Source organism: Streptomyces cinnabarinus (assembly GCF_027270315.1).
Classification (GTDB): Bacteria; Actinomycetota; Actinomycetes; order Streptomycetales; family Streptomycetaceae; genus Streptomyces; species Streptomyces cinnabarinus.
This window is the reverse complement of the sequence record NZ_CP114413.1, coordinates 1,375,657-1,395,804: the sequence shown is the minus strand read 5'-3', so window position 1 is coordinate 1,395,804 and position 20,148 is coordinate 1,375,657. Positions and strand designations below refer to the sequence as shown.

General features: G+C 72.0%; 21 protein-coding genes. 7 read left to right on the top strand and 14 right to left on the bottom strand.

What is annotated here, in order from left to right; all coding sequences use genetic code 11:
- Nucleotides 1–42: 42 nt before the first annotated feature.
- Nucleotides 43–873, bottom strand: a complete 831-nt coding sequence (locus STRCI_RS05960) for an alpha/beta fold hydrolase (protein WP_269657787.1) — start codon at nt 871–873, stop codon at nt 43–45.
- A gap of 210 nt (nt 874–1,083) precedes the next feature.
- On the opposite strand from STRCI_RS05960, the gene STRCI_RS05955 reads away from it, so the two are divergent.
- Complete coding sequence (locus tag STRCI_RS05955; protein ID WP_269657786.1) at nt 1,084–1,968, top strand: RNA polymerase sigma-70 factor; 885 nt, start codon at nt 1,084–1,086, stop codon at nt 1,966–1,968.
- Nucleotides 1,969–2,204: 236 nt separating this feature from the next.
- Nucleotides 2,205–2,969, top strand: a complete 765-nt coding sequence (locus STRCI_RS05950; protein ID WP_269657785.1) for a GntR family transcriptional regulator — start codon at nt 2,205–2,207, stop codon at nt 2,967–2,969.
- A 61-nt stretch (nt 2,970–3,030) separates the two neighbouring features.
- Here STRCI_RS05950 and STRCI_RS05945 read toward each other — a convergent pair whose 3' ends face one another.
- The 3 genes from STRCI_RS05945 to STRCI_RS05935 form a co-directional block, all read right to left on the bottom strand.
- A complete protein-coding gene (locus tag STRCI_RS05945) occupies nt 3,031–4,188 on the bottom strand; it encodes an ROK family transcriptional regulator (protein ID WP_269657784.1) in 1,158 nt (385 codons plus the stop codon).
- Between the two features lie 142 nt (nt 4,189–4,330).
- Nucleotides 4,331–4,993 carry a response regulator gene (locus STRCI_RS05940; protein WP_269657783.1) on the bottom strand — a complete coding sequence of 221 codons (663 nt, stop codon included), beginning with the start codon at nt 4,991–4,993 and terminating at the stop codon, nt 4,331–4,333.
- Nucleotides 4,994–5,007: 14 nt separating this feature from the next.
- Nucleotides 5,008–6,162, bottom strand: a complete 1,155-nt coding sequence (locus STRCI_RS05935) for a sensor histidine kinase (RefSeq protein ID WP_269657782.1) — start codon at nt 6,160–6,162, stop codon at nt 5,008–5,010.
- A 108-nt stretch (nt 6,163–6,270) separates the two neighbouring features.
- Between STRCI_RS05935 and STRCI_RS05930 the strand changes: the two genes are divergently transcribed.
- From STRCI_RS05930 to STRCI_RS05920, 3 genes are read left to right on the top strand one after another with little or no spacing between them, the layout of a single operon-like run.
- Nucleotides 6,271–7,206 carry an ABC transporter ATP-binding protein gene (locus STRCI_RS05930; RefSeq protein ID WP_269657781.1) on the top strand — a complete coding sequence of 312 codons (936 nt, stop codon included), beginning with the start codon at nt 6,271–6,273 and terminating at the stop codon, nt 7,204–7,206.
- Between the two features lies 1 nt (nt 7,207).
- Nucleotides 7,208–7,930 carry an ABC transporter permease gene (locus tag STRCI_RS05925; protein WP_269657780.1) on the top strand — a complete coding sequence of 241 codons (723 nt, stop codon included), beginning with the start codon at nt 7,208–7,210 and terminating at the stop codon, nt 7,928–7,930.
- Between the two features lie 56 nt (nt 7,931–7,986).
- Nucleotides 7,987–8,364, top strand: a complete 378-nt coding sequence (locus STRCI_RS05920; RefSeq protein WP_269657779.1) for a hypothetical protein — start codon at nt 7,987–7,989, stop codon at nt 8,362–8,364.
- On the opposite strand, the gene mug is transcribed toward STRCI_RS05920, so the two are convergent.
- From mug to STRCI_RS05875, 9 genes are all read right to left on the bottom strand, one after another.
- Nucleotides 8,342–8,893 carry a G/U mismatch-specific DNA glycosylase gene (gene mug / locus STRCI_RS05915; protein WP_269664496.1) on the bottom strand — a complete coding sequence of 184 codons (552 nt, stop codon included), beginning with the start codon at nt 8,891–8,893 and terminating at the stop codon, nt 8,342–8,344. The two genes, STRCI_RS05920 and mug, sit on opposite strands and share 23 nt — an antisense overlap.
- Nucleotides 8,890–10,332: an adenylosuccinate lyase gene (gene purB / locus STRCI_RS05910; protein ID WP_269657778.1), complete on the bottom strand. Its 1,443-nt coding sequence runs from the start codon at nt 10,330–10,332 to the stop codon at nt 8,890–8,892. Before purB ends, mug begins: the two co-directional genes overlap by 4 nt.
- Nucleotides 10,333–10,443: 111 nt before the next feature.
- Nucleotides 10,444–10,635 (bottom strand): hypothetical protein, encoded by a 192-nt coding sequence (locus STRCI_RS05905; RefSeq protein ID WP_269657777.1) that lies wholly within the window; start codon nt 10,633–10,635, stop codon nt 10,444–10,446.
- Nucleotides 10,636–11,373: 738 nt separating this feature from the next.
- Entirely contained in the window at nt 11,374–12,156 is a 783-nt protein-coding gene (locus tag STRCI_RS05900; RefSeq protein ID WP_269657776.1) for an SGNH/GDSL hydrolase family protein, read from the bottom strand.
- 69 nt (nt 12,157–12,225) lie between these two features.
- Entirely contained in the window at nt 12,226–13,239 is a 1,014-nt protein-coding gene (locus STRCI_RS05895; protein WP_269657775.1) for a hemolysin family protein, read from the bottom strand.
- Nucleotides 13,236–14,645, bottom strand: a complete 1,410-nt coding sequence (locus STRCI_RS05890; protein ID WP_269657774.1) for a hemolysin family protein — start codon at nt 14,643–14,645, stop codon at nt 13,236–13,238. The genes STRCI_RS05895 and STRCI_RS05890 overlap by 4 nt, the downstream gene beginning before the upstream one ends.
- Before the next feature lie 147 nt (nt 14,646–14,792).
- Entirely contained in the window at nt 14,793–15,218 is a 426-nt protein-coding gene (locus tag STRCI_RS05885) for a GNAT family N-acetyltransferase (RefSeq protein ID WP_269657773.1), read from the bottom strand.
- Between the two features lie 57 nt (nt 15,219–15,275).
- Entirely contained in the window at nt 15,276–17,843 is a 2,568-nt protein-coding gene (locus STRCI_RS05880) for an ABC transporter permease (RefSeq protein ID WP_269657772.1), read from the bottom strand.
- Nucleotides 17,844–17,847: 4 nt separating this feature from the next.
- Nucleotides 17,848–18,663 (bottom strand): ABC transporter ATP-binding protein, encoded by an 816-nt coding sequence (locus STRCI_RS05875; RefSeq protein WP_269657771.1) that lies wholly within the window; start codon nt 18,661–18,663, stop codon nt 17,848–17,850.
- Between the two features lie 132 nt (nt 18,664–18,795).
- Here STRCI_RS05875 and STRCI_RS05870 point away from each other — a divergent pair, with 132 nt between their 5' ends.
- Complete coding sequence (locus tag STRCI_RS05870) at nt 18,796–19,023, top strand: toxin-antitoxin system HicB family antitoxin (RefSeq protein ID WP_269657770.1); 228 nt, start codon at nt 18,796–18,798, stop codon at nt 19,021–19,023.
- A 39-nt stretch (nt 19,024–19,062) separates the two neighbouring features.
- Nucleotides 19,063–19,401 carry a fic family toxin-antitoxin system, toxin component gene (locus STRCI_RS05865; protein ID WP_418953453.1) on the top strand — a complete coding sequence of 113 codons (339 nt, stop codon included), beginning with the start codon at nt 19,063–19,065 and terminating at the stop codon, nt 19,399–19,401.
- A 19-nt stretch (nt 19,402–19,420) separates the two neighbouring features.
- Here the strand turns inward: STRCI_RS05865 and STRCI_RS05860 are convergent, their stop codons facing one another.
- Nucleotides 19,421–20,107: a class I SAM-dependent methyltransferase gene (locus STRCI_RS05860; protein WP_269657768.1), complete on the bottom strand. Its 687-nt coding sequence runs from the start codon at nt 20,105–20,107 to the stop codon at nt 19,421–19,423.
- Between the last annotated feature and the right edge of the window lie 41 nt (nt 20,108–20,148).

Sequence of the window (20,148 nt, the reverse complement as noted above, 5' to 3'; positions counted from 1 at the left end):
TCAGAACACGCCGCCGCGCCCGCCGCCCCGGAACAGGCCGGCTCAGCGGCTGCCGTCAAGAATGACGCGAGCCACCAGCGCGGGATCGTCGTTCATCGGGACGTGACCGCAGCCGGGCAGCCGGATCAGCCGGGCCCGGGGGATGATCCGCTTGGCGCGCACCCCTTGGCGGCGGATCAGCACGCGGTCCTTGGTGCCCCAGGCCACGGTGACCGGGAGGCCGGGGATGTCGTCGGTGAACTGGACCGTGTTCCCGGCCCGGAGGGTCTCGGCGAAGCCCGTCGCGTTGGCCAGGGCCAGCGTCTCGGCGACCACGGCCTCGGGTGAACGGCGGCCGGGGCGGGCGTAGATGGTGCTCGTCAGGGCGGTACGCCCGGCCGCGCTGTTGGCCAGCTGCCGCACCAGCGGCTCGGGCATGCTGCCGGCGATCCGTCGCATGGTCATCAGCAGGGTGAAGGCGTAGCGGCGCTCGTTCTGCGACCAGAACCCGGCGGGGGACAGGGCGGTGACGGACCGTACGAGCTTCTCCCGGCCCAGTTCCAGGGCCAGCAGTCCGCCCAGCGAGTTGCCCGCCACATGCGGCCGGTCCAGGTCCAGCGCCTCGCACAGGGCGCCGAGCGCGGCCGTCATCGAGGGCAGGTTGTGCGGCAGCCCGTCGGGCAGCGCCGGGGACGCGCCGAACCCCGGCAGGTCGACGGCGATCACATCGCGCTCGGTGGCGAGGATGTCCAGTACCGGGTCCCAGGCCTGCCGGTGGTGACCGATGCCGTGCAGCAGGAGCAGCGGCTCACCGCGGCCCACCCGCGCGTAGGAGAGGGTCACGGACCGCGGGCCCTGTGGGGTGGGGACCTCGAAGGAGACGGTGGCGGACAAGAGTGCTCCTCGGCTGGGACGGATCGCTGGAACAGATCGGCTGGGATGGATCGACAGATGCCATAGACAGCTTGTCAGCAAATGCTACCGACGGGTAGACCCCGGATGGGCGCACCGGCCGGGGTCCAACTCGGCGCGATCCGTGCGCTGTTCTTTGCGTCTGCGACGGCTCGCCTGGACACGATCGGGCACGTCGGCTGGGATGGAGGCGTGAGCACCGACACCGTGACCGACGTCTTCGAAGAGCACCGCCCCGTCCTCCTGGAAGTCGCGTACCGCATGCTCGGGCGCGTCGCCGACGCGGAGGACGTCGTCCAGGAGGCCTGGCTGCGCTGGACGAGCGCGGACCGCGCCGGGGTACGCGACCCGCGCGGCTTCCTGGTGCGCGTCACGACCCGCCTCGCCATCGACCGGCTGCGCCAGGTCAAGGCGCGCAACGAGGCGTACGTCGGCCCCTGGCTGCCGGAACCCTATGTCACCGATTTCGGCGACACCGTTCCGGACACCGCCGAGCGGGCCGTGCTCGCCGACACCGTCTCCCTCGCCGTCCTCGTCGTCCTGGAGTCGCTGTCACCGCTGGAACGGGCGGTGTTCGTGCTCAGGGAGGCCTTCGGCTACCCCTTCGCCGACATCGCCGCGATGCTCGACCGCGGCGAGCCGGCGGTCCGCCAGCTGGCCGGACGCGCCCGTCGGCATGTCGACGACCGACGGCCCCGCTACGACGTCGACCCCGTCGAGCGCCGTGACCTGACCGAGCGGTTCCTCGCCGCCGCCTCCGACGGTGACCTGGCCGGACTGATGTCGCTGCTCGCCCCGGACGTGCGCCTGGTCGGCGACAGCGGCGGCAAGTCCCGGGCGCCGCTGCGGATCGTGGAGAGCGCCGAGAAGGTGGGCCGCTTCCTGGTCGGCGCGGCCGAGAAGGGCGGACCCGGCGAGTCGTTCCGCTTCATGGAGGTCAACGGCGGCCCCGCCCTGCTCGCGCTGGACGACGGCAGACCCGACGCCGTCTTCCAGTTGGAGATCCTGGACGGCCGGATCCAGTCGATCTACGTCATCCGCAACCCCGACAAGCTGCGGTCGCTCAACCTGGATTAGCCGCCGCACTGCGGCCCCCGTTTCGCGACGGGGGCTTTGCCGTCGCGTCACGAAAACGGCCCTGTGCGAACGCCCTGTGAACGCTCCACGGCACCGCCGGTACAGGCCGGGCAAGGGATCGAGGATTGGTATTGACCAAGGGTGGGGGTCGCCCTATGGTCGCAGAGAAGTTCAACAACCTTTAATAAACAAGGGCGCTAAAACGCCGCCGGAACACGGCGATTGCGGAGGACAGGGTGGGGACCCAGCAATTGGAAACGGTGCCGGAACCGAAGTACTGGCATCTCAAGACCGTGCTCAGCGAGGCGCTGGATTCGGAGTTCTCCGTGGGGGAGATCCTGCCCAACGAGCGTGACCTGGCCGCCCGCTTCGGCGTGGCCCGGGCGACGCTCCGCCAGGCTCTGGAGCAGCTCGAACTGGAAGGCAGGCTCCAGCGTCGCCGCGGGGTCGGCACGACGGTGGCGCCGCCGCGCGTGGGGGTCGCGGTCGGCACCACCGAGCAGCACGTGTGGCCGGGCGCCGCGGGGGACGACTGGCAGCCCGTCGACAGCACACCGGAGGTTCCGCCCGCGGCCGTGGCCGGGGTCCTGGAGACCGGCGCCGAGGAGCTCGTGCACCTGGTGCGCCGCTCCCGCGTGACGCACGGTCAGCCCGTCGCCGCCGAGCTCCTCTACGTCCCGGCGTCCTCGGTGCCGGACCTCTCCGCCATCGACGCGCCCGCCGGGGCCGCACGCGCGCGTGCGGTGCTGCGCGAGCTCCAGCGACTGGCGCTGGAGGGCCAGGAGCGCGCCGTGGAACTCGGCTCGGCCCGCGCGGACGACGCCAGGCAACTGGACCGGCTCCCCGGGGCGCCCGTCCTCGTCGTCACCACGCGCTACTTCGCCGAGGGCCGTACTGCCGCCGTCTCGGTCGCCACGTACCGCGCGGACACCTGCCGGCTCACCTTCGGGGACTCCGGCGGCGTGGAGTTCCACGAGGGGCCGGAACGCCAGGCGTCCTGACCCGCACCGCACCTCGACCGCCGCGCCCCGGAACTCCTCCGGGGCGCGAGTCGTCGGCTCGTCAGCGGCGTGCCGTGACCGTCCCCTCGACCGCGAACAGCTGCTCCTCCACATGGTCCAGAGCGAGCCGCAGCGCCCCCGTGGCGACGGCCGCCTCGCCCAGGAGGGACAGGGTGACCTTCGGCGGCCGCAGACAGTAGCGCGCCAACTCGCGGTGCAGCGGCTCCAGTACGCCGTCCAGACCCGCCGCCCAGCCGCCCACGACGACCAACTCCGGGTCGAGGGCCAGCACCAGGGCCGCCGTGTCGTGGACGAGCCGCTGGATGAACCGGTCCACGGCCGCGCGGGCCCGCTGGTCGCCCTCACGCGCCTTGGCGAACACCTCGGCGACCGCCTGTTCGTCGAGCGGGTGCAGCGGCTCGTCCGTGGTGGACAGCAAGGTCTCCGGCGTGGCCTCACGGCCCAGCAGATGCAGCGCGCCGATCTCACCGGCCGCGCCGCCGAACCCCCGGTGCAGCCGCCCGCCGATCAGCGAACCGGCTCCCGGGCTCAGCCCGGCCAGTACGAACACGATGTCGTCGGACTCGGTCGCCGCGCCCTTCCAATGCTCGGCGACCGCGGCCGCGTTGGCGTCGTTCTCGACCAGCACCGGGCACTTGAACGACCGGCTCAGCCGCTCGCCCAGCGAGAGCCCCGACCACTGCGGCAGGGCCGTGCTCAGCCGCACCGTGCCGTCCGCCTCCACGATCCCCGGCGTCGCGGCGCCGACGGCGCGCAGCGAACCGCGCGGCACACCGGCCCGGCGCAGCAGCTCGGCGACGGCCGTGCGCAGCCGCTCCAGGCGTTCGTCGGCGGTGGCCGTCTCCTCCACGTCCTTGGCGATGGAGCCGAGCACCCGCCCGTCCAGGTCGGACAGCAGCGCGGCGACCCGGTGCGGCCCGATGTCAAGGCCCAGCAGATGACCGGCCTCGGCCCGGAACCGGAACCGGCGCGCCGGACGCCCCTGGCGCCGTGCCGCGCCCTCGTCGGCGGCCTTCTCGACGACGTACCCCGCCTCGATGAGGTCCTCGACGACCCCCTCGACGGTCGGCCGGGACAGGCCGGTGACCCGGGTGATCTCGGTCAGCGTCGCGCTGTCGGTGGCACGCAGCGCGTGCAGCACCACAGCGGAATTGATCCTTCGCAGCAGCGAGGGATCCCCGCCGGTCAGCCGCCCCACCGTCCGTCCTCCCAGCTCGTGCGCGTGTTGGCCGGATCGTACTCGGCCCGGCGGACCCCGGCGAGTGCCGGGCGACCGGTGGCCTACCGACCGGTCCGTACAGGCCACGCCGAAGGGCCATGATCGCCCTGGTGAGGTGCGGTCATCCGGGCGCCACGAACCCCGACTCGTAGGCCGCGATCACGGCCTGCGTGCGGTCCCGGGCCCCCAGCTTCGCCAGTACGGCGCTCACATGCGACTTCACCGTCTCCGTGCCGACGACCATCCGGGCGGCGATCTCGGCGTTGGACAGCCCGCGCGTCATCAGCCGCAGCACCTCCGCCTCCCGCTCGGTGAGCTGCGCCCGCTCCATGGCGGCCCGGGCCTCCCGGTTGCCGCCGGCCTCCCCGTGCTCGGCGGCGAGCTGCCGTACCGACGCCGGGAACAGCAGCGACTCGCCCTCGGCGACCAGCCGGACCGCGTTCACGATCTCGGCGGGCCGGGCCCGCTTCAGCAGGAACCCGTCGGCTCCCGCGCGCAGCGCCGCGTACACGTACTCGTCGTTCTCGAAGGTCGTCACCACGAGGATCTTCGGCGGGTCCTCGACCGTCCGCAGCACCGCGCGGGTGGCCTCGATCCCGTCCAGCAGCGGCATCCGTACGTCCATCGCGACCACGTCCGGACGCAGGCTCCGCACCAGCGGGATGACCGCGGCCCCGTCGGCCGCCTCCCCGACGACCTCGATGTCCGGCTGCGCGTCCAACACCGCCCGCAGGCCCGCGCGTACGAGGGGTTCGTCGTCGACGAGGAGAACGGTGACCGGCATCCGGCCAGCGTAGATCAGCGCAACGGCAGCTCCACACGCACCTGCCAGTCGCCGTCGGCGGGACCGGTGTGCGCCCGCCCGCCGAGCAGGGCCGCGCGCTCGCGTATGCCGCGAAGTCCGCTGCCCCGCCCGGCGTTGGGTATGTCCGCCGTCAGCGGATTGCGCACCTCCAGGACGAGCGCGCGGCCGGTGATGTCGACGCGCACGCCGGCCGGTACGGCGCCCGCGTGCCGCAGCACATTGGTCAGCGACTCTTGGAGGATGCGGTACCCCTCGCGGGAGACCGGCCCGGGGACGGTGTCCAGCGGTCCGGAGAACTCGACGTCGAGCTTCGCCCCGGCGGCCCGCGCGGAGTCCAGCAGCCGGTCGGCGTCCACCAGCGTCGGCCGTGCGCTCACGGGCCGGTCCGACTCACGGAGGATGCCGAGCACCCGGTCAAGATCCTCCAGCGCGGCCCGCCCCGTCTCCTCGATGGCCTCCAACGCGCGGTCGGTGAACGCCGGATCGCCCGCCGCTCGCGCGGCACCGGCCTGGACGACGGCGACGGTCAGGGCGTGCCCGATCGAGTCGTGCAGTTCGCGGGCGATGCGATTGCGCTCCAGGAGTTGCTCGGTGCGCTCCTCCAGGGCGGCCAGGCGCTCGGCGGCGGACGGGCCGAGCAGCCGCCGGGCCACGGCGGTGACCAGCTCGCCGAGACCCACCACCGCGCCGTACAGCGCGACGAGCGGAATCGGCGCCAGGAGGGCGTACGCCCAATGCGGCGCCTGATCCCGCAGCACCGGGGTGTCGCCCGGGTGCTGGCCGACCGCGAGCCGCACCAGCTCGACCGCGAGGACGGGCAGCCACACGGTGGCGAACATTGTCACCGCGCCGAGCACCATCCGCACCTGCAGCCACACCACGGTGCGCAGCCGGTCCCGCCAGGTCGCCGACGGCTCGACCGAGATGACCGCCTCCTCTTCACCTCGCATCAGCAGCAGCCGCGCCTGCACGCCCTCGCCCGTCCGTACGGCCGGGATCAGACCGACCGGGAGCAGCACGAGTGCGGGCACCCAGGGCGTCGACAGGTCGATGAACAGCCACACGCTGACGATCAGCATCGGCACCCACAGGTGCAGTACGCGGGTGTACGTCGTCCCTCGGAGCAATGGGCGAAGAAGGCGGACCATTGCGTCATCGTGCCAGCCACCACTGACAACGAGCCTCCCCCGCACGGGGGAGACGATCTCCACGCGCGGGGGAGGTGACGACACCCCGTGCCCGGCCAGGCTGGTGCCATGACCAGCATCGAAGTCCAAGCCCTCACCAAGGAGTACGGCGGTCGGCGAGCCGTGGACCGGCTCACCTTCAGCGTGCTGCCCGGCCGTGTCACCGGCTTCCTCGGCCCCAACGGCGCCGGGAAGTCCACCACCATGCGGCTCGTCCTGGGCCTCGACCGGCCGACCTCCGGCACCGCCACCGTCGGCGGCCGCCCCTACGCCACGCTCCAGGAACCCCTGCGCCAGGTGGGCGCCCTCCTCGACGCGCAGGCCGCGCACGGCTCCCGCACCGGCCGCGACCACCTGCGCATCCTCGCCGCCGCGAACCGCATCCCGGGCCGCCGGGTCGAGGAGGCGCTGGCGGAGACGGGGCTCGCCCCGGTCGCCCGGAACCGGGTGAAGACGTACTCCCTGGGCATGCGGCAGCGGCTCGGCATCGCCGCCGCGCTGCTCGGCGACCCCGAGGTGGTCATGTTCGACGAGCCGTCCAACGGCCTGGACCCCGAAGGCATCATCTGGATCCGCCAGTTGCTGCGCCGGCTCGCCGGGGAGGGCCGCACGGTCCTGGTCTCCAGCCACCTCATGAACGAGACCGCCTCCTTCGCCGACCACCTCGTGGTCCTCGGCAGAGGGCGGCTGCTGGCCGACACACCGATGCGGGACTTCATCGACGCGCGCGTACAGCCAGGAGTCCGCATCCGCACCACGGACCCGCACGCCCTCGGCACCCTGCTCGCCGAGCACGGTCACACCGGCGTGCAGGAGAGCGACGGGCGCTGGACCGTGCACCACGCGCGTGTGGAGGACATCGGGCGGCTGCTCTCCGCCGCGGGCGTCCCCATCCTCGAACTGGCGGCGGAGGAGGCCACCTTGGAACAGGCCTATCTCGATCTGACCGCCGAGGAGACCGAGTTCACCGCCCACTCGTCCGCGCCGCAGCCCCAGGAGGCCTGACATGGCGTTCGCCCCCGCCCTCCACGCCGAGTGGCTGAAAATCCGCACCCTGCGCTCCCTGTACGGGACGCTGCCGGCCCTCTTCGCCGCCACGACCGCCTTCTCCGCCATCGCCGGCGCCGAGACCGCGGAACCGGACACGGACCCGCTGTTCACGGCCCTGTCCGGCGTCCTGCCCGGGCAGATCGCGGCGATCACCTTCGGCGCCCTGGCGGTGTCCGCCGAGTACCACGCGGGCGCGCTGCGGCTGTCGCTCTCCGCGGTACCGCGGCGCGGCCGCTGGTTCGCGGCCAAGGTGACGGCCATCGCCGTACCGGCCCTGCTCATGGCCCTGGCCACCACGACCGCCGCCTTCGCCGTGGCACGCGCCGGGCTCGGCGACGCGGCGAGCGGACTGGGCACCGGCGAACAGGTCCGCGGCGTCCTCGGCGCCGCGCTCTACCTCACGCTGATGACCCTGCTCGCGGCCGGACTCACGGCTGTGCTGCGCAGCGGCGTGGCCACGCTCTCCCTGCTGATCCCCTTCGTGCTCGTCGTCTCCTTCGTCGTCGGTGACACCGCTGGGGGCGTCACCGACTTCCTGCCCGACAAGGCGGGCCAGGTGGTCCTGTACGAGACGCACGACGGGACGCTGGGCCCGTGGTCGGGGCTGGCCGTGACCGCCGTGTGGACGGCAGCGGCCCTGGTGGCGGGCGCGTGGAGCGTGCGACGGCGGGACGCCTGACCGAACGTCGACTGACGCCCCGCCAAATGTCAGTGGTGGCCGCTTTACTGGATCACATGGACATCGCGAAGGACCTCGCCCGGATCGACGGGCTCCGCGCACGGGAGATCCCCGCGGAGCCCGGTTATCACCAGGCCGTCTTAGGGCCGCGCGACTGGCGGAGCGAGGAGGACTGCTACGCCTACGAGGCGGCCCTGGCCGAGCTGCTGACCGCGCGCTGGGGAGAGCCGTCCCGGTGGGGCACCACCACGCTCGTCGAGCGCGGGACCCGCGATGGGCGAATAGCCGAGGCATGGGCCCTGCTCAGCGTCTTCGCGACGGAACTGCGCACATGGGAGGTGGAGGGCAGCTGGGTGGTCCTGACGGTCCTCGACCGTGAACCGGAGGAGACGCCCAAGGTGTTCGTCCTGATCACGCGGGAGGATCCGCCGTGACCCGCAGCCGCGCGAACTCCTCCGCCATCGTCTGAGCCGTCCAATGAGCGTTCAGACCGCTGGGATTCGGCAGCACCCACACACGCGTGTCCCCGATCGTCCGCTCCTGCGGCCCCACCTGAGCCCTGCGGTCGTCGAAAGCCGCCCGGTACGCCGTCACACCCACCACCGCCAGCCAGCCCGGCCGCAGCCTGCCGACCTTCTCGGCCAGCAGCCGCCCGCCCTCGCGATACTCCTCGGCGCTCAGTTCATCGGCCCGCGCCGTCGCCCGCGCCACCACATTGGTGATACCGAGCCCGTACAACAGCAGCTCCGACTGCTCCGCCGGCTTCAGCAGCCTCGGCGTGAACCCGGACAGGTGCAGCACCGGCCAGAAGCGGTTGCCGGGACGGGCGAAGTGGTGGCCCGTCGCCGCCGTCATCAGGCCCGGGTTGATCCCGCAGAACAACACGCGGAGGCCGTCCGCGGCCACGTCCGGTACCAGACGTTCGCGGGCGGCCTCCAGCTCCTCGGCGGTGAAGCGCGTCAGAGGATCGCTCCCGGCGTGTAGCCCGCGGCCTCCGGACGCTGCTTCACGATCTCCTCGATCCGGGCCACGACGACGGCCACCTGGTCGGCGGCGGCGCCCGTGAAGGACAGCTTGTCGGCCATCAGCGCGTCGAGCTGCGCGCGGTCCAGCGGGATCCGCTCGTCCGCCGCGAGCTTGTCCAGCAGTTCGTTGCGCTCGGCACCCTGCTCGCGCATCGCGAGCGCGGAGGCGACCGCGTTCTCCTTGATCGCCTCGTGCGCGACCTCGCGGCCGACGCCCGCGCGCACCGCGCCCATCAGCACCTTGGTGGTGGCGAGGAAGGGCAGGTAGCGGTCCAGCTCACGGGCCACGACCGCCGGGAACGCGCCGAACTCGTCCAGCACGGTCAGGAACGTCTCCAGCAGGCCGTCCAGCGCGAAGAAGGCGTCCGGCAGGGCGACCCGGCGGACCACCGAGCAGGACACATCACCCTCGTTCCACTGGTCGCCCGCCAGCTCGCCGGTCATCGAGGCGTAGCCGCGCAGGATGACCATGAGGCCGTTGACGCGCTCGCAGGAGCGGGTGTTCATCTTGTGCGGCATCGCCGAGGAGCCGACCTGGCCGGGCTTGAAGCCCTCGGTGACCAGCTCGTGCCCGGCCATCAGACGGATCGTCCTGGCCAGCGAGGACGGCGCCGCCGCCAGCTGCACCAGCGCGGTGACGACCTCGTAGTCGAGGGAGCGCGGGTAGACCTGACCGACCGAGGTGAAGGCCTGTGAGAAGCCGAGGTGCCCGGCGATCCGGTCCTCCAGCTCGGCGAGCTTCGCGGCGTCGCCGCCGAGCAGGTCCAGCATGTCCTGCGCGGTGCCGACCGGGCCCTTGATGCCGCGCAGCGGGTAGCGGCCGAGCAGCTCCTCGACCCGCGCGTAGGCGACGAGCAGCTCGTCGGCGGCGGTCGCGAAGCGCTTGCCCAGGGTGGTGGCCTGCGCGGCCACATTGTGCGAGCGGCCGGCCATGACCAGCTCGCCGTACTCCCCGGCGAGCTTGCCGAGACGGGCCAGGACCGCCACCGTACGGTCGCGCACCAGCTCCAGGGAGAGCCGGATCTGGAGCTGCTCGACGTTCTCCGTGAGGTCGCGGGAGGTCATGCCCTTGTGCACGTGCTCGTGCCCGGCGAGGTCGTTGAACTCCTCGATCCGCGCCTTCACGTCGTGCCGGGTGACCTTCTCGCGCTCGGCGATGGAGGCCAGGTCGACCTGGTCCAGGACACGCTCGTAATCGGCGAGCGCCTGGTCCGGCACCTCGATCCCGAGGTCCTTCTGGGCCCGCAGCACGGCGAGCCAGAGCTGACGCTCCAGCTTCACCTTCTGCTCGGGGGACCAGAGCGTGGCGAGCTCGGTGGAGGCGTAGCGTCCGGCGAGGACGTTCGGGATGCGGGGCTTGGCGGGCGCAGAAGTCACGTGTCCAGAGTTTACAGTCCGTCCATACAGGGTCCGTACCGTCCAGGAGCCGTAGGAAACTACAGGTCAATGGCTAGGCGCGGCGGTCCGTCATAGCGCCGACGAGAGGGATCAGGAAGAGTTCCTCCTGATGCCGTCGGCGAGCCTTGCCACCCCGTACACGGGGTGATGCATGATCCGCGTGCCATGCGTGACGATCTTCGCTGCCGCCTGCAGCTCTTCGAACGCTGTAAGCGGTGGGTCTCCTCGCTCCTCCCGCTCACGGTCGGTGTATTCGATCCATTGCGCAGCCACGTTCTCCATGCGCCGACTCCCACAGCAGTGAGGGCTGAATAGCTGGAGCCGCATCGTGACGACCCAGTGATTCGTCGCGATAGCCAGGGAACTGTAAAGACGTAACTCATTTCGCATCTCCCCACACACTGGCATATTCGCCATCAGGAGCCCCCGTTGGCTGCCCATCAGAAGCGACAGAGAACCCGCCGCAGTCAAGACCCACAGCAGGCAGGCCGGCGCCGAACCCACACCCGAAACGCCCCGAGCCCGCGGAGAGACGCTCTCTTGGGAAGGCCGACGTAACCAACCCGTTACCCCTGGCCAACAACGCGCGCTCGAATCGGATCGATTCAGGAACCCACCATTCCGGCGCTCCCGAGCGGGTCTTGCCCACCTCGTTGGCGTAGCCAGGGGCTGCCTCCCGCACCATCGAGGACAGTGCGAAGGCCGCGTCCCAGAGGGCTTTACGCCGCCCGCTTGCTCTGATGCCGGCCGCAGATACGTGGGCTCCGTCTCGCAAGAGGGCTGCATGCTGTACGTGGTCACGGGCCCGTCGGCCCCCAGCAAGTCCTCGCAGATCCAGCTGCACGCCAGTCGGCGGGCCGGGCGGTCGGCTACTGCTGGCTGGAGCACCGGGACGGGAACCGGCACCGCACCAGCCGCCCGCGGCAGCGTTCGGCGGGCCCTCGTCCCGCGTTGGGCCACCCCTGGCGCACACTGCACGCATTCCCCGCCCGCGTGCTCACAGCCCCGTCCAGTGGGAGGTCAGACGGCCGGTCCCTCGTACGGCAGAAGCTCCGGGCGCTTGGCCGGGAGGCCGTCGCCGGAGGAGCGGCCGGTGAGGCGGCGGCCTATCCACGGGAGCAGGTACTGCCGGGCGAACCGTGCGTCCGTGACGCGGCGGCTGACCCAGCCGGGCGGCGCCGAGGCCGGGATCGGGGTGCGCCACTCCGGGTCCTCGGGCTCGTATCCGAGCGTCTGCCACACCGCCTCCGCCACCCGGCGGTGGCCGTCGGGGGTCAGGTGCAGCCGGTCCACGTCCCACATGCGCGGGTCGGAGAGCGAGGGGGCGCCATAGAGGTCGACTACCACCGCGCCGTGGCGTTCGGCCAGCTCGTCGACGCAGGCGAACAGCTCCTCCATGCGCGGCCGGAACCGCTCCAGGACCGGGCCCTGGCGGCCGGGGCTGCGCATCAGCACGAGCTGCTTGCAGGAGGGCGCGAGGCGTTCCACGGCCTCCTCCAGCAGTCCGCGCACCCGGCCCATGTCGCACTTGGGCCGCAGCGTGTCGTTGAGACCGCCGACCAGCGTCACCACGTCGGCCCGCATGGCCGCCGCGACCTCGATCTGCTCCTCGACGATCTGGCCGATCAGCTTCCCCCGCACCGCGAGGTTGGCATACCGGAAGCCGGGGCTCCGGGCGGCCATCCGCGTGGCGAGGAGATCGGCCCAGCCCCGGTAGGAACCGTCCGGGAGCAGGTCCGACATGCCTTCGGTGAAGGAGTCGCCGACGGCGACGAGGCTGGTGTGTGCGGGGTTCGTCTGCATGGCGAGGCAAATGGTATCCCGGGGCGCATACCCGTCGGTCGGTCGCCCCGGGATCCTCCTGACGAGGCCCTACGTCCGCTGCCCGAACAGCTCCCGCAGCACGTCCTCCATCGTCACCAGGCCCGACAGCCGTCCGTCGTCCCCGACCACCGCCGCCAGGTGCGTACGGCCGCCCCGCATCGCGCTCAGCACGTCGTCCAGCGGGGTGCTCTCCCGCACCCGGGCGATGGGCCGCATGTCCGGCACCCGGAACGGCAGGTCCCGCGGCGAGGCGTCCAGCGCGTCCTTCACATGGAGATAGCCGACGATCCGGCGCCCCTCGTCGACCACCGGGAAGCGGGAGAACCCGGACTGCGCGGACAGCCCCTCCAGCTCCTCCGGAGTGACGCCCACGCGCGCGTAGACGACGCGTTCCAGCGGGAGCACGACGTCACGCACCGGCCGCCGGCCCAGCTCCAGGGCGTCGTGCAGCCGCTCCCGGGCCCGCTCGTCGATCAGGCCCGCCTCGCCGGAGTCCCGCACCAGCCGTGCCAGTTCCGCGTCCGAGAAGGTCGCGGTGACCTCGTCCTTGGTCTCCACGCGCAGCAGGCGCAGCAGGGCGTTCGCGAAGGCGTTGATCGTGAAGATCACCGGGCGCAGTCCCCGCGACAGCGTCACCAGGGGCGGACCCAGCACCAGCGCGCTGCGCACCGGCTCCGCCAGCGCGATGTTCTTCGGCACCATCTCGCCGAGCAGCATGTGCAGATACGTCGCCAGGGTCAGCGCGATCACGAACGACACCACGTGCCCCGCGCCCTCCGGCACGCCCAGCGCGTGGAACACCGGCTCCAGCAGATGCTCGATGGCCGGTTCGGCGACCACACCGAGGATCAGGGTGCACAGGGTGATGCCGAGCTGGGCCGCGGCCATCAGCGCGGACACGTGCTCCAGGCCCCACAGCACGCTCTTGGCGCGCCGGTCGCCCCGCTCGACGTACGGCTCGATCTGGCTGCGGCGCACCGAGATCAGCGCGAACTCGGCGCCGACGAAGAAGGCGTTGACGACGAGGGTCGCAAAGCCGATCAGCAACTGGATCGCGGTCACAGCGTCTCCTCCTTGTCGTCAAAACCGTCGTCAGAACCGTCGTGGGAACCGTCGCCACGGCCGCCGTCAGAACCGCCGCCACGACCACCGTCGAGCTGATCGTCGAGCGGCGCGTGCAGCAGCACCCGCGCGGCGCGGTGCCCCGAGGCGTCCGTGACGTCCAGCCGCCAGCCGGCGACCCGCACCGAGTCCCCGGCCTCGGGGATCCGCCCCAGCTCGTGGGCCACCAGACCGGCCAGCGTCTCGTACGGTCCCTCGGGTGCCCGCAGGCCCACGCGCGCGAGCCGGTCGACGCGGGCCGAGCCGTCGGCCGAGAACAGGGCCCGGCCGGAGTCGTCGCTGCCGGCGGGGGCGATGTCGGGCGTCTCGTGCGGATCGTGCTCGTCGCGGACCTCGCCGACGACCTCCTCGACGATGTCCTCCAGCGTGGCCACGCCCGCCGTACCGCCGTACTCGTCGATCACGACGGCCATGGTGCGCTTGCCGGAGAGCCGGTCCAGCAGCCGGTCGACGGTGAGCGACTCGGGGACCAGCAGCGGCTCGCGCATCAGGTCGGCTACCGGGACCCGGGCCCGCCGCCCGGCGGGGACGGCGAGGATGTCCTTGATGTGCGCGGTGCCCACGACGGTGTCGAGGTTGCCGCGGTAGACCGGGAACCGGGACAGGCCGGTCGCGCGGGTGGCGTTGGCCACGTCCTCGCAGGTCGCCGACGCCTCCAGGGCGATGACCTGCACGCGCGGCGTCATCACGTTCTCCGCGGTCAGGTCCGCGAGGTTCAGGGTCCGCACGAACAGCTCCGCGGTGTCCGCCTCCAGGGCGCCCTGCTTGGCGGAGTGCCGGGCCAGCGCCGCCAGTTCCTGCGGCCCCCGCGCGGAGGCCAGCTCCTCGGCGGGCTCCACGCCGAAGCGGCGGACGATGCGGTTGGCCGTGTTGTTCAGATGCGTGATGAACGGGCGGAACGCGGCGCTGAACCAGCGCTGCGGGTTGCCCACGCGCTTGGCCACGGCCAGCGGCGAGGAGATCGCCCAGTTCTTCGGTACCAGTTCGCCGACGACCATCAGGACCACCGTGGACAGCGCGGTGCCGATCACCAGGGCGACGGAGGCGGCCGTGGAGGCGGATATGCCGAGCGATTCCAGCGGTCCCGCTAGCAGGCGCGCGATGGACGGCTCCGCGAGCATGCCGACCACCAGGTTGGTGACGGTGATGCCGAGCTGCGCCCCGGAGAGCTGGAAGGTCAGATTCCGTACGGCCTTCAAGGCCCCGGAGGCACCCCGCTCGCCGCGCTCCACGGCCTGTTCGAGCTGGCCGCGCTCGACCGTGGTGAGCGAGAACTCGGCGGCGACGAAGGCGCCACAGGTGAGCGACAGCAGGATCGCCACCAGCAGCAGGAGCACTTCGGTCATCGGGTCACCTCCGTCCCATGATCGGACAGGGTGGGAAGGAGCGCGCGATGTCGCGTACTGGGAGGCTCGCCCATGGGCGGACGCTCACACACCTTTCATTGGAGGACCGAGAGTGGTCCCCCAATGTTAAAGGATGAGCAAAGAGGGTCAGTCGGTGAGGCGCTTGACCCAGCGCAGCCACTGCTCCTGAGGTGTGTAGCCCGCCGCGCGCCACGCGTGATGGGCCCGCGCGTTGCGCTGGAGCACCATCGCGTCCCCACGGCGGCCCCCGAGCGCCACGAAGCGCTCCTCGGCGGCCGTGAGCAGGGCGGAGCCGATGCCCTGGCGGCGGTGGTCCGGGTGGACCGCGAGCCGGTACAGATGGCAGCGCCAGCCGTCGAAGCCCGCGATCACCGTGCCGACCAGCTCCCCGGCCCGCTCGGCCAGGATCAGCGCCTCCGGGTCGCGCGCGACCAGGCGCTCCACCCCGTCCCGGTCGTCGCTGATGCTGGTGCCCTCGGCGGCGCTCTTCCAGAAGGCCAGCACGGTGTCGAGATCGGCGGGCCCGGCGGTCCGTATCCGTAGATCAGTCATGCGGCGAGCAGACCACGACGGCCGGACCGCCGGCCCGGATTTTCGCCATGCGGACGCTCACTCGTGCGCGATGGCCGCCAGCACGTTCATCCGGGAGGCGCGCAGCGCGGGCAGCAGGGCCGCCACGATGCCCACCACCGCCGAGCCGATCACCACCGCGACGATCGTGCCCCAGGGAATCGCCAGCGCCGTCATGCCCTGCAGGGCCAGCACCTGCTGAGTGCACACCCCCCACACCAGGCCGAGCGCGAGCCCGAGTACCGCCCCGAACACCGCGATCACCACCGACTCGAGACGGATCATCCGGCGCAACTGGACCCGGGACAGACCGATCGCCCGCAGCAGGCCGATCTCCCGCGTCCGCTCCACGACCGACAGGGCGAGGGTGTTCACCACCCCGAGCACCGCGATGACGATGGCTAGCCCGAGCAGCGCGTACACCAGGTACAGCAGCACGGCGATCTGGTCGCGCACCAGTTCCTTGTAGTCCGCGAGATCCCGGACCTGTACCTGGGGGTAGGGCTCGAGCGTCTTCTCCAGGCCGGCGCGCAGGTCGTCGTCGTTCGTGCCCGGTGCGCCGTTGACGTACACCGCGGACTCCTGACCGCCCGGGGCGTACCGCTCCAGGGTGGTCAGGCCGAAGTACATCCCGCCCTGGGTGCCGAAGCCGTCGGCGGACTCCATGTCGGTGAGTGCCCCGACCGTCAGCTCGGCGGTGCGCCCGCCCTGGAACTCGACGGGGATCGTGCTGCCGACGCGCACCCCGTGGTCCTGGGCGAAGTCCCGGTCCATGGCCATGCTGCCCTCGGCCAGCGCCGCGGCCGAATCGCCTTGCGCGTACGTGAAGTTGGCGACCTCGTCGAGCCGCGGATCGTAGGCGGTGGCCGTCGTCTCGACGCGGTCGCCGTCGGGCAGGCGGGCCGCGATCGTGGCGAGCCGGGAGCGCACGACCAGGCCGACGCCTTCGGTGTCGCGGATCTTCTCGGTGATCTCCCGGGGGAACGGCACGAAGTTGGTGTTCTGGACGACGAAGTCGGCGCCCAGCGTTTTGTCGATCTGCTCGTCGAACGACTTGGTCATCGAGGCGCTCGCCACCGACATCCCGCCGACCAGCGCGAGCCCGACCATCAGGGCCGCCGCGGTGGCCCCCGTGCGGCGGGGGTTGCGCAGGGCGTTGCGCTGGCTCATCCGGCCGATCGAGCCGAACAGCGCGGGGAAGGCCCCGCCCAGGACCCGGATCACCGGCCGGACCAGGAGGGGCCCGGCGATGACGGTCGCGACGAGCGTCAGCAGCACACCCAGGCCGAGCAGGGACGCGGCCGACGACGTCTCCGAGGCGGTGACGCAGCCCACGAGCGCCGCAGCGCCGAGCGCCCCGACCACGAGGCCCACCACCGCGCGCACCCTGAGCGGCTTGCCGACCCCGGCGATCTCGGCGTCCGCGAGCGCCGCCATGGGGGAGACGGTGGCCGCGCGCCGAGCCGGGAGGTAGGCCGCGACGAAGGTCACGCCTAGGCCGACCGCGTACGCCGACACGGGCGTCGCCCAGCCGATCACCATGTCCGCGGAGCGGATGTTCATGCCGAGCAGGCCCATCAGCTCTATCAGCCCGATGGCCAGACCGATCCCGGTGGCCAGGCCCAGCGAGGCGCCCACCAGCCCCAGCAGCAGCGCCTCCAGGAGCACCGAGCGCCGCACCTGGCGCCGGTCGGCGCCGAGCGCCCGCAGCAGGCCCAGCTCGCGGGTGCGCTGGGCGATCAGCATCGAGAAGGTGTTGACGATCAGGAACACCCCGACCAGCACGGCGACCCCGGCGAAGCCGAGCATCACGTACTTGATGACGTCGAGGAACCCGCCGAGCTGGTCCAGGTCGGACTCGGCCTGTTCGTCGGCCGTCCGGAAGTCGTAGGTGTCCGCGCCGAGCGCGGCGGCCACCCGCTGCTTGAGCTGCGGATCGCTGACGCCCTCCGCGGCGTCCACCGAGATGCTGGTCCCGGCGTCCGCGTCGCCCAGCAGCCGGGTCTGCGCGGTCGGGGTGTCGAAGAAGATCAGGGCGGCGCCGGGGTTGGTCGTGGTGAACGTGACGATGCCGACGACCTCGGCCTTGAACGAGCCCGGCGCCGCGATCACGGTGAGCGTGTCACCGATGGCCACGTCCTTGCTGTCGGCGGTGTCCGCGTCGATCAGCACCTGCCCCGGGCCCTCGGGGGCATGACCGGAGGTCAGCTCGACCGGGCTGCGGTCGGTGGGGTTCCAGTTGGTGCCGATGGTGGGGGCGCCGGTGGTCGGGCCGACGGACTCGTTGTCCTCGTCGGCGACCGTGATGCCCTCCACGTCCACGTCCAGGCGCGCCGTCTCGACGCCCTCGACCCGGGCCGCCCGGTCCGCCAGCGAGGCCGGCAGTGTGGGGGTGAAACCGGACGGCAGCGACTCGTCGAGGTTCTCCTTCGGGCTGACCGTGACATCGGCCGCTGTCGAGGCGAAGAGCCGGTCGAAGGTACGGCTGACGGTGTCCGAGAAGATCAGGCTGCCCGCGACGAACGCGACCGACAGGAGTACCGCGAGGGCGGAGAGCAGCAGCCGTCCCTTGTGGGCGAGGAAACTGCGCAGGGTCGCCTTGAGCACCGGGTCAGTCCTCCTCGGGGGCGTCGGCGGCGCCCCGGATCACGTCGAACCGCTTCATGCGCTCCAGCACCGCCTCCGCCGTGGGCCGGGCCATCTCGTCCACGATCCGCCCGTCCCCGAGGAAGAGCACCAGGTCGGAGTGGGCGGCGGCGCCCGGGTCGTGGGTGACCATGACGACGGTCTGCCCGAGCTGGTCGACGGCGTCCCGGAGAAAGCCGAGCACCTCCAGACCGGCGCGCGAGTCGAGGTTGCCGGTCGGCTCGTCGGCGAAGATCAGCTCCGGGCGGGAGGCCAGGGCGCGGGCGCAGGCCACGCGCTGCTGCTGACCGCCGGAGAGCTGCGCGGGCCGGTGCTTGAGCCGGTCCCGCAGACCGAGCGTGTCGATGACCTGGTCGAGCCACTTCTCGTCGGGCTTCTTGCCCGCGATGTCCATGGGCAGGGTGATGTTCTCGGCGGCGTTCAGGGTCGGGATCAGGTTGAACGACTGGAACATGAACCCGATCCGGTCCCGCCGCAGCCGGGTCAGCTCACGCTCCTTCAGCCCCGTGATCTCGGTGCCGCCGAGCCACACCTGACCGGCCGAGACGTTGTCGAGACCGGCGAGACAGTGCATCAGCGTGGACTTCCCGGACCCCGAGGGGCCCATGACCGCGGTGAAGCGGCCCCGCGCGATGTCGACGTCCACCGAGTCCAGCGCCAGCACCGCCGTCTCGCCCGAGCCGTACGCCTTGGTCAGACCGCGGGCCCGGGCCGCGATCGAGTCGGCCGGGTCGTGCACCGGAGCAGGAGTGGACAAGGCGGCCTCCTCGGTCCTGGACATCGCGACGTCCTTGTCAGGGCCGAGCGTAGTGTGACCCGGCCCACACCGGGCATCCCCCTGAGGTCCGAGTCGCCCTCCACCCCAGGAATGATTCCCTTGCCTCTGCTAGCACCTCGGCGCTAGCTTCGAGGTATGGCGAAAACCCAGCTGAACGTCCGCGTCGACGAGGACACCGCCCGCGCGGCCCGCGAACGCGCGACGGCGCGCGGCATGAGCGTCAACCGCTACATCGAGGAACTCGTCCGGCAGGACGCCGGCGAGGTCGGCCACACCTTCGTGGAGGCCGCCGCCGACTTCATGAAGCAGTACGAGTCCGTCTTCGCCGAGGAGTTCGGCGCGGAGCGCGAAGGTCGTCGCTGACCCTTGAGCGAAGTGAGAGTCGACCTCGCCTGGCTGCTGATGCTCGCCGAACGGATGACCCCGGGCGACCCCCAGGTCACCGACTGGGGCGCCCTGGTCGCGGCCGTCGCCCGCCACGACGCCGTGATATTCGACGTGCCCGTCTACGACACCCCGCAGGCCCGCGCCGCGGCCCTGCTCCAACTGCTCATCCACGTCCCGGCGCTGGAGCGCTCCAACGCCCTGTTCGCCTCCGCCGTGGCCTACGCCTACCTGATCGCGAGCGGCCTGAAGGTCGTCACCTCGCCGGAACAGGTCCGCGAACTGGCCCGGTTGGTCAAGAGCGGCGAGGCGTCGGTGCAGGACATCGCGGAGCGGCTGCGGGAGTGGTGCGAGTGAGCGGCGGCGGTACGGATGATCAGTCCTCGGCCATGGGCCGCCACGCCGTGCCCAGCACGCAGTACGAGGTGGGCAGCCTCGGCCCCTTCTCCGGCACCAGGAGCCGCCGGTAGGGGCCGAGTTCGAAGCCCGCGTCGCGCAGGGACGCCACCGGCTCCCGGCCGACGTGGCAGCCGCCGCAGAGCAGCGGCCACACCGTCCGGTCCAGGGCCCGCTGGGTGAGGTGCATCGCGGTGCCGCCGCCCCGGCCGTGCTCCAGGAACCGCACGGCCCCGCCGGGCCGCAGCACCCGACGGATCTCCGACAGCGCCCGCGGTACGTCCCGGACACTGCACAGCACCAGCGAGACCACTGCCGCGTCGAACGCCTCGCTCTTGACCGGCAGCGCCTCCGCCGCCCCCGGCACCACGTCCACCGGGACATCTGAGCGCAGGGCGGCCTCCACGGCCAGGTGCCGCAGCACCCGCTCCGGCTCGATCGCGACGACCTCCGAGACGGTGCCCGGATAGTGGGCGAAGTTCAGGCCGTTGCCCGCCCCGATCTCGATCACCCGGCCGGAGAGTCCGGCGAGCAGCCGGTCGCGCAGGGCGCCCACACCCAGACCGGTCTCGGCGTTCACGCTGCAGCGGGCGTAGAAACGGGCGAACAGCGGGTGGTGCACGGCATCCCGCGGCACCTTGTCGGTGCCGGCGGACCGAAGCGGCATGGGAACCTCCCGGGACGGACGGGCCATATCCCGATTGTCCC

Excerpts from the sequence above, each read along its gene's own strand:
- STRCI_RS05940 (WP_269657783.1), bottom strand. The coding sequence starts at position 4,993 with ATGCCGGTCACCGTTCTCCTCGTCGACGACGAACCCCTCGTACGCGCG.
- STRCI_RS05920 (WP_269657779.1), top strand. The coding sequence starts at position 7,987 with ATGGACATCGCGAAGGACCTCGCCCGGATCGACGGGCTCCGCGCACGG.
- STRCI_RS05870 (WP_269657770.1), top strand. The coding sequence starts at position 18,796 with ATGGCGAAAACCCAGCTGAACGTCCGCGTCGACGAGGACACCGCCCGC.
- STRCI_RS05890 (WP_269657774.1), bottom strand. The coding sequence starts at position 14,645 with ATGACCGAAGTGCTCCTGCTGCTGGTGGCGATCCTGCTGTCGCTCACC.
- STRCI_RS05930 (WP_269657781.1), top strand. The coding sequence starts at position 6,271 with ATGACCAGCATCGAAGTCCAAGCCCTCACCAAGGAGTACGGCGGTCGG.
- STRCI_RS05875 (WP_269657771.1), bottom strand. The coding sequence starts at position 18,663 with ATGTCCAGGACCGAGGAGGCCGCCTTGTCCACTCCTGCTCCGGTGCAC.
- STRCI_RS05865 (WP_418953453.1), top strand. The coding sequence starts at position 19,063 with ATGCTCGCCGAACGGATGACCCCGGGCGACCCCCAGGTCACCGACTGG.
- STRCI_RS05900 (WP_269657776.1), bottom strand. The coding sequence starts at position 12,156 with ATGCAGACGAACCCCGCACACACCAGCCTCGTCGCCGTCGGCGACTCC.
- STRCI_RS05935 (WP_269657782.1), bottom strand. The coding sequence starts at position 6,162 with ATGGTCCGCCTTCTTCGCCCATTGCTCCGAGGGACGACGTACACCCGC.
- STRCI_RS05860 (WP_269657768.1), bottom strand. The coding sequence starts at position 20,107 with ATGCCGCTTCGGTCCGCCGGCACCGACAAGGTGCCGCGGGATGCCGTG.
- STRCI_RS05925 (WP_269657780.1), top strand. The coding sequence starts at position 7,208 with ATGGCGTTCGCCCCCGCCCTCCACGCCGAGTGGCTGAAAATCCGCACC.
- STRCI_RS05905 (WP_269657777.1), bottom strand. The coding sequence starts at position 10,635 with ATGGAGAACGTGGCTGCGCAATGGATCGAATACACCGACCGTGAGCGG.
- STRCI_RS05885 (WP_269657773.1), bottom strand. The coding sequence starts at position 15,218 with ATGACTGATCTACGGATACGGACCGCCGGGCCCGCCGATCTCGACACC.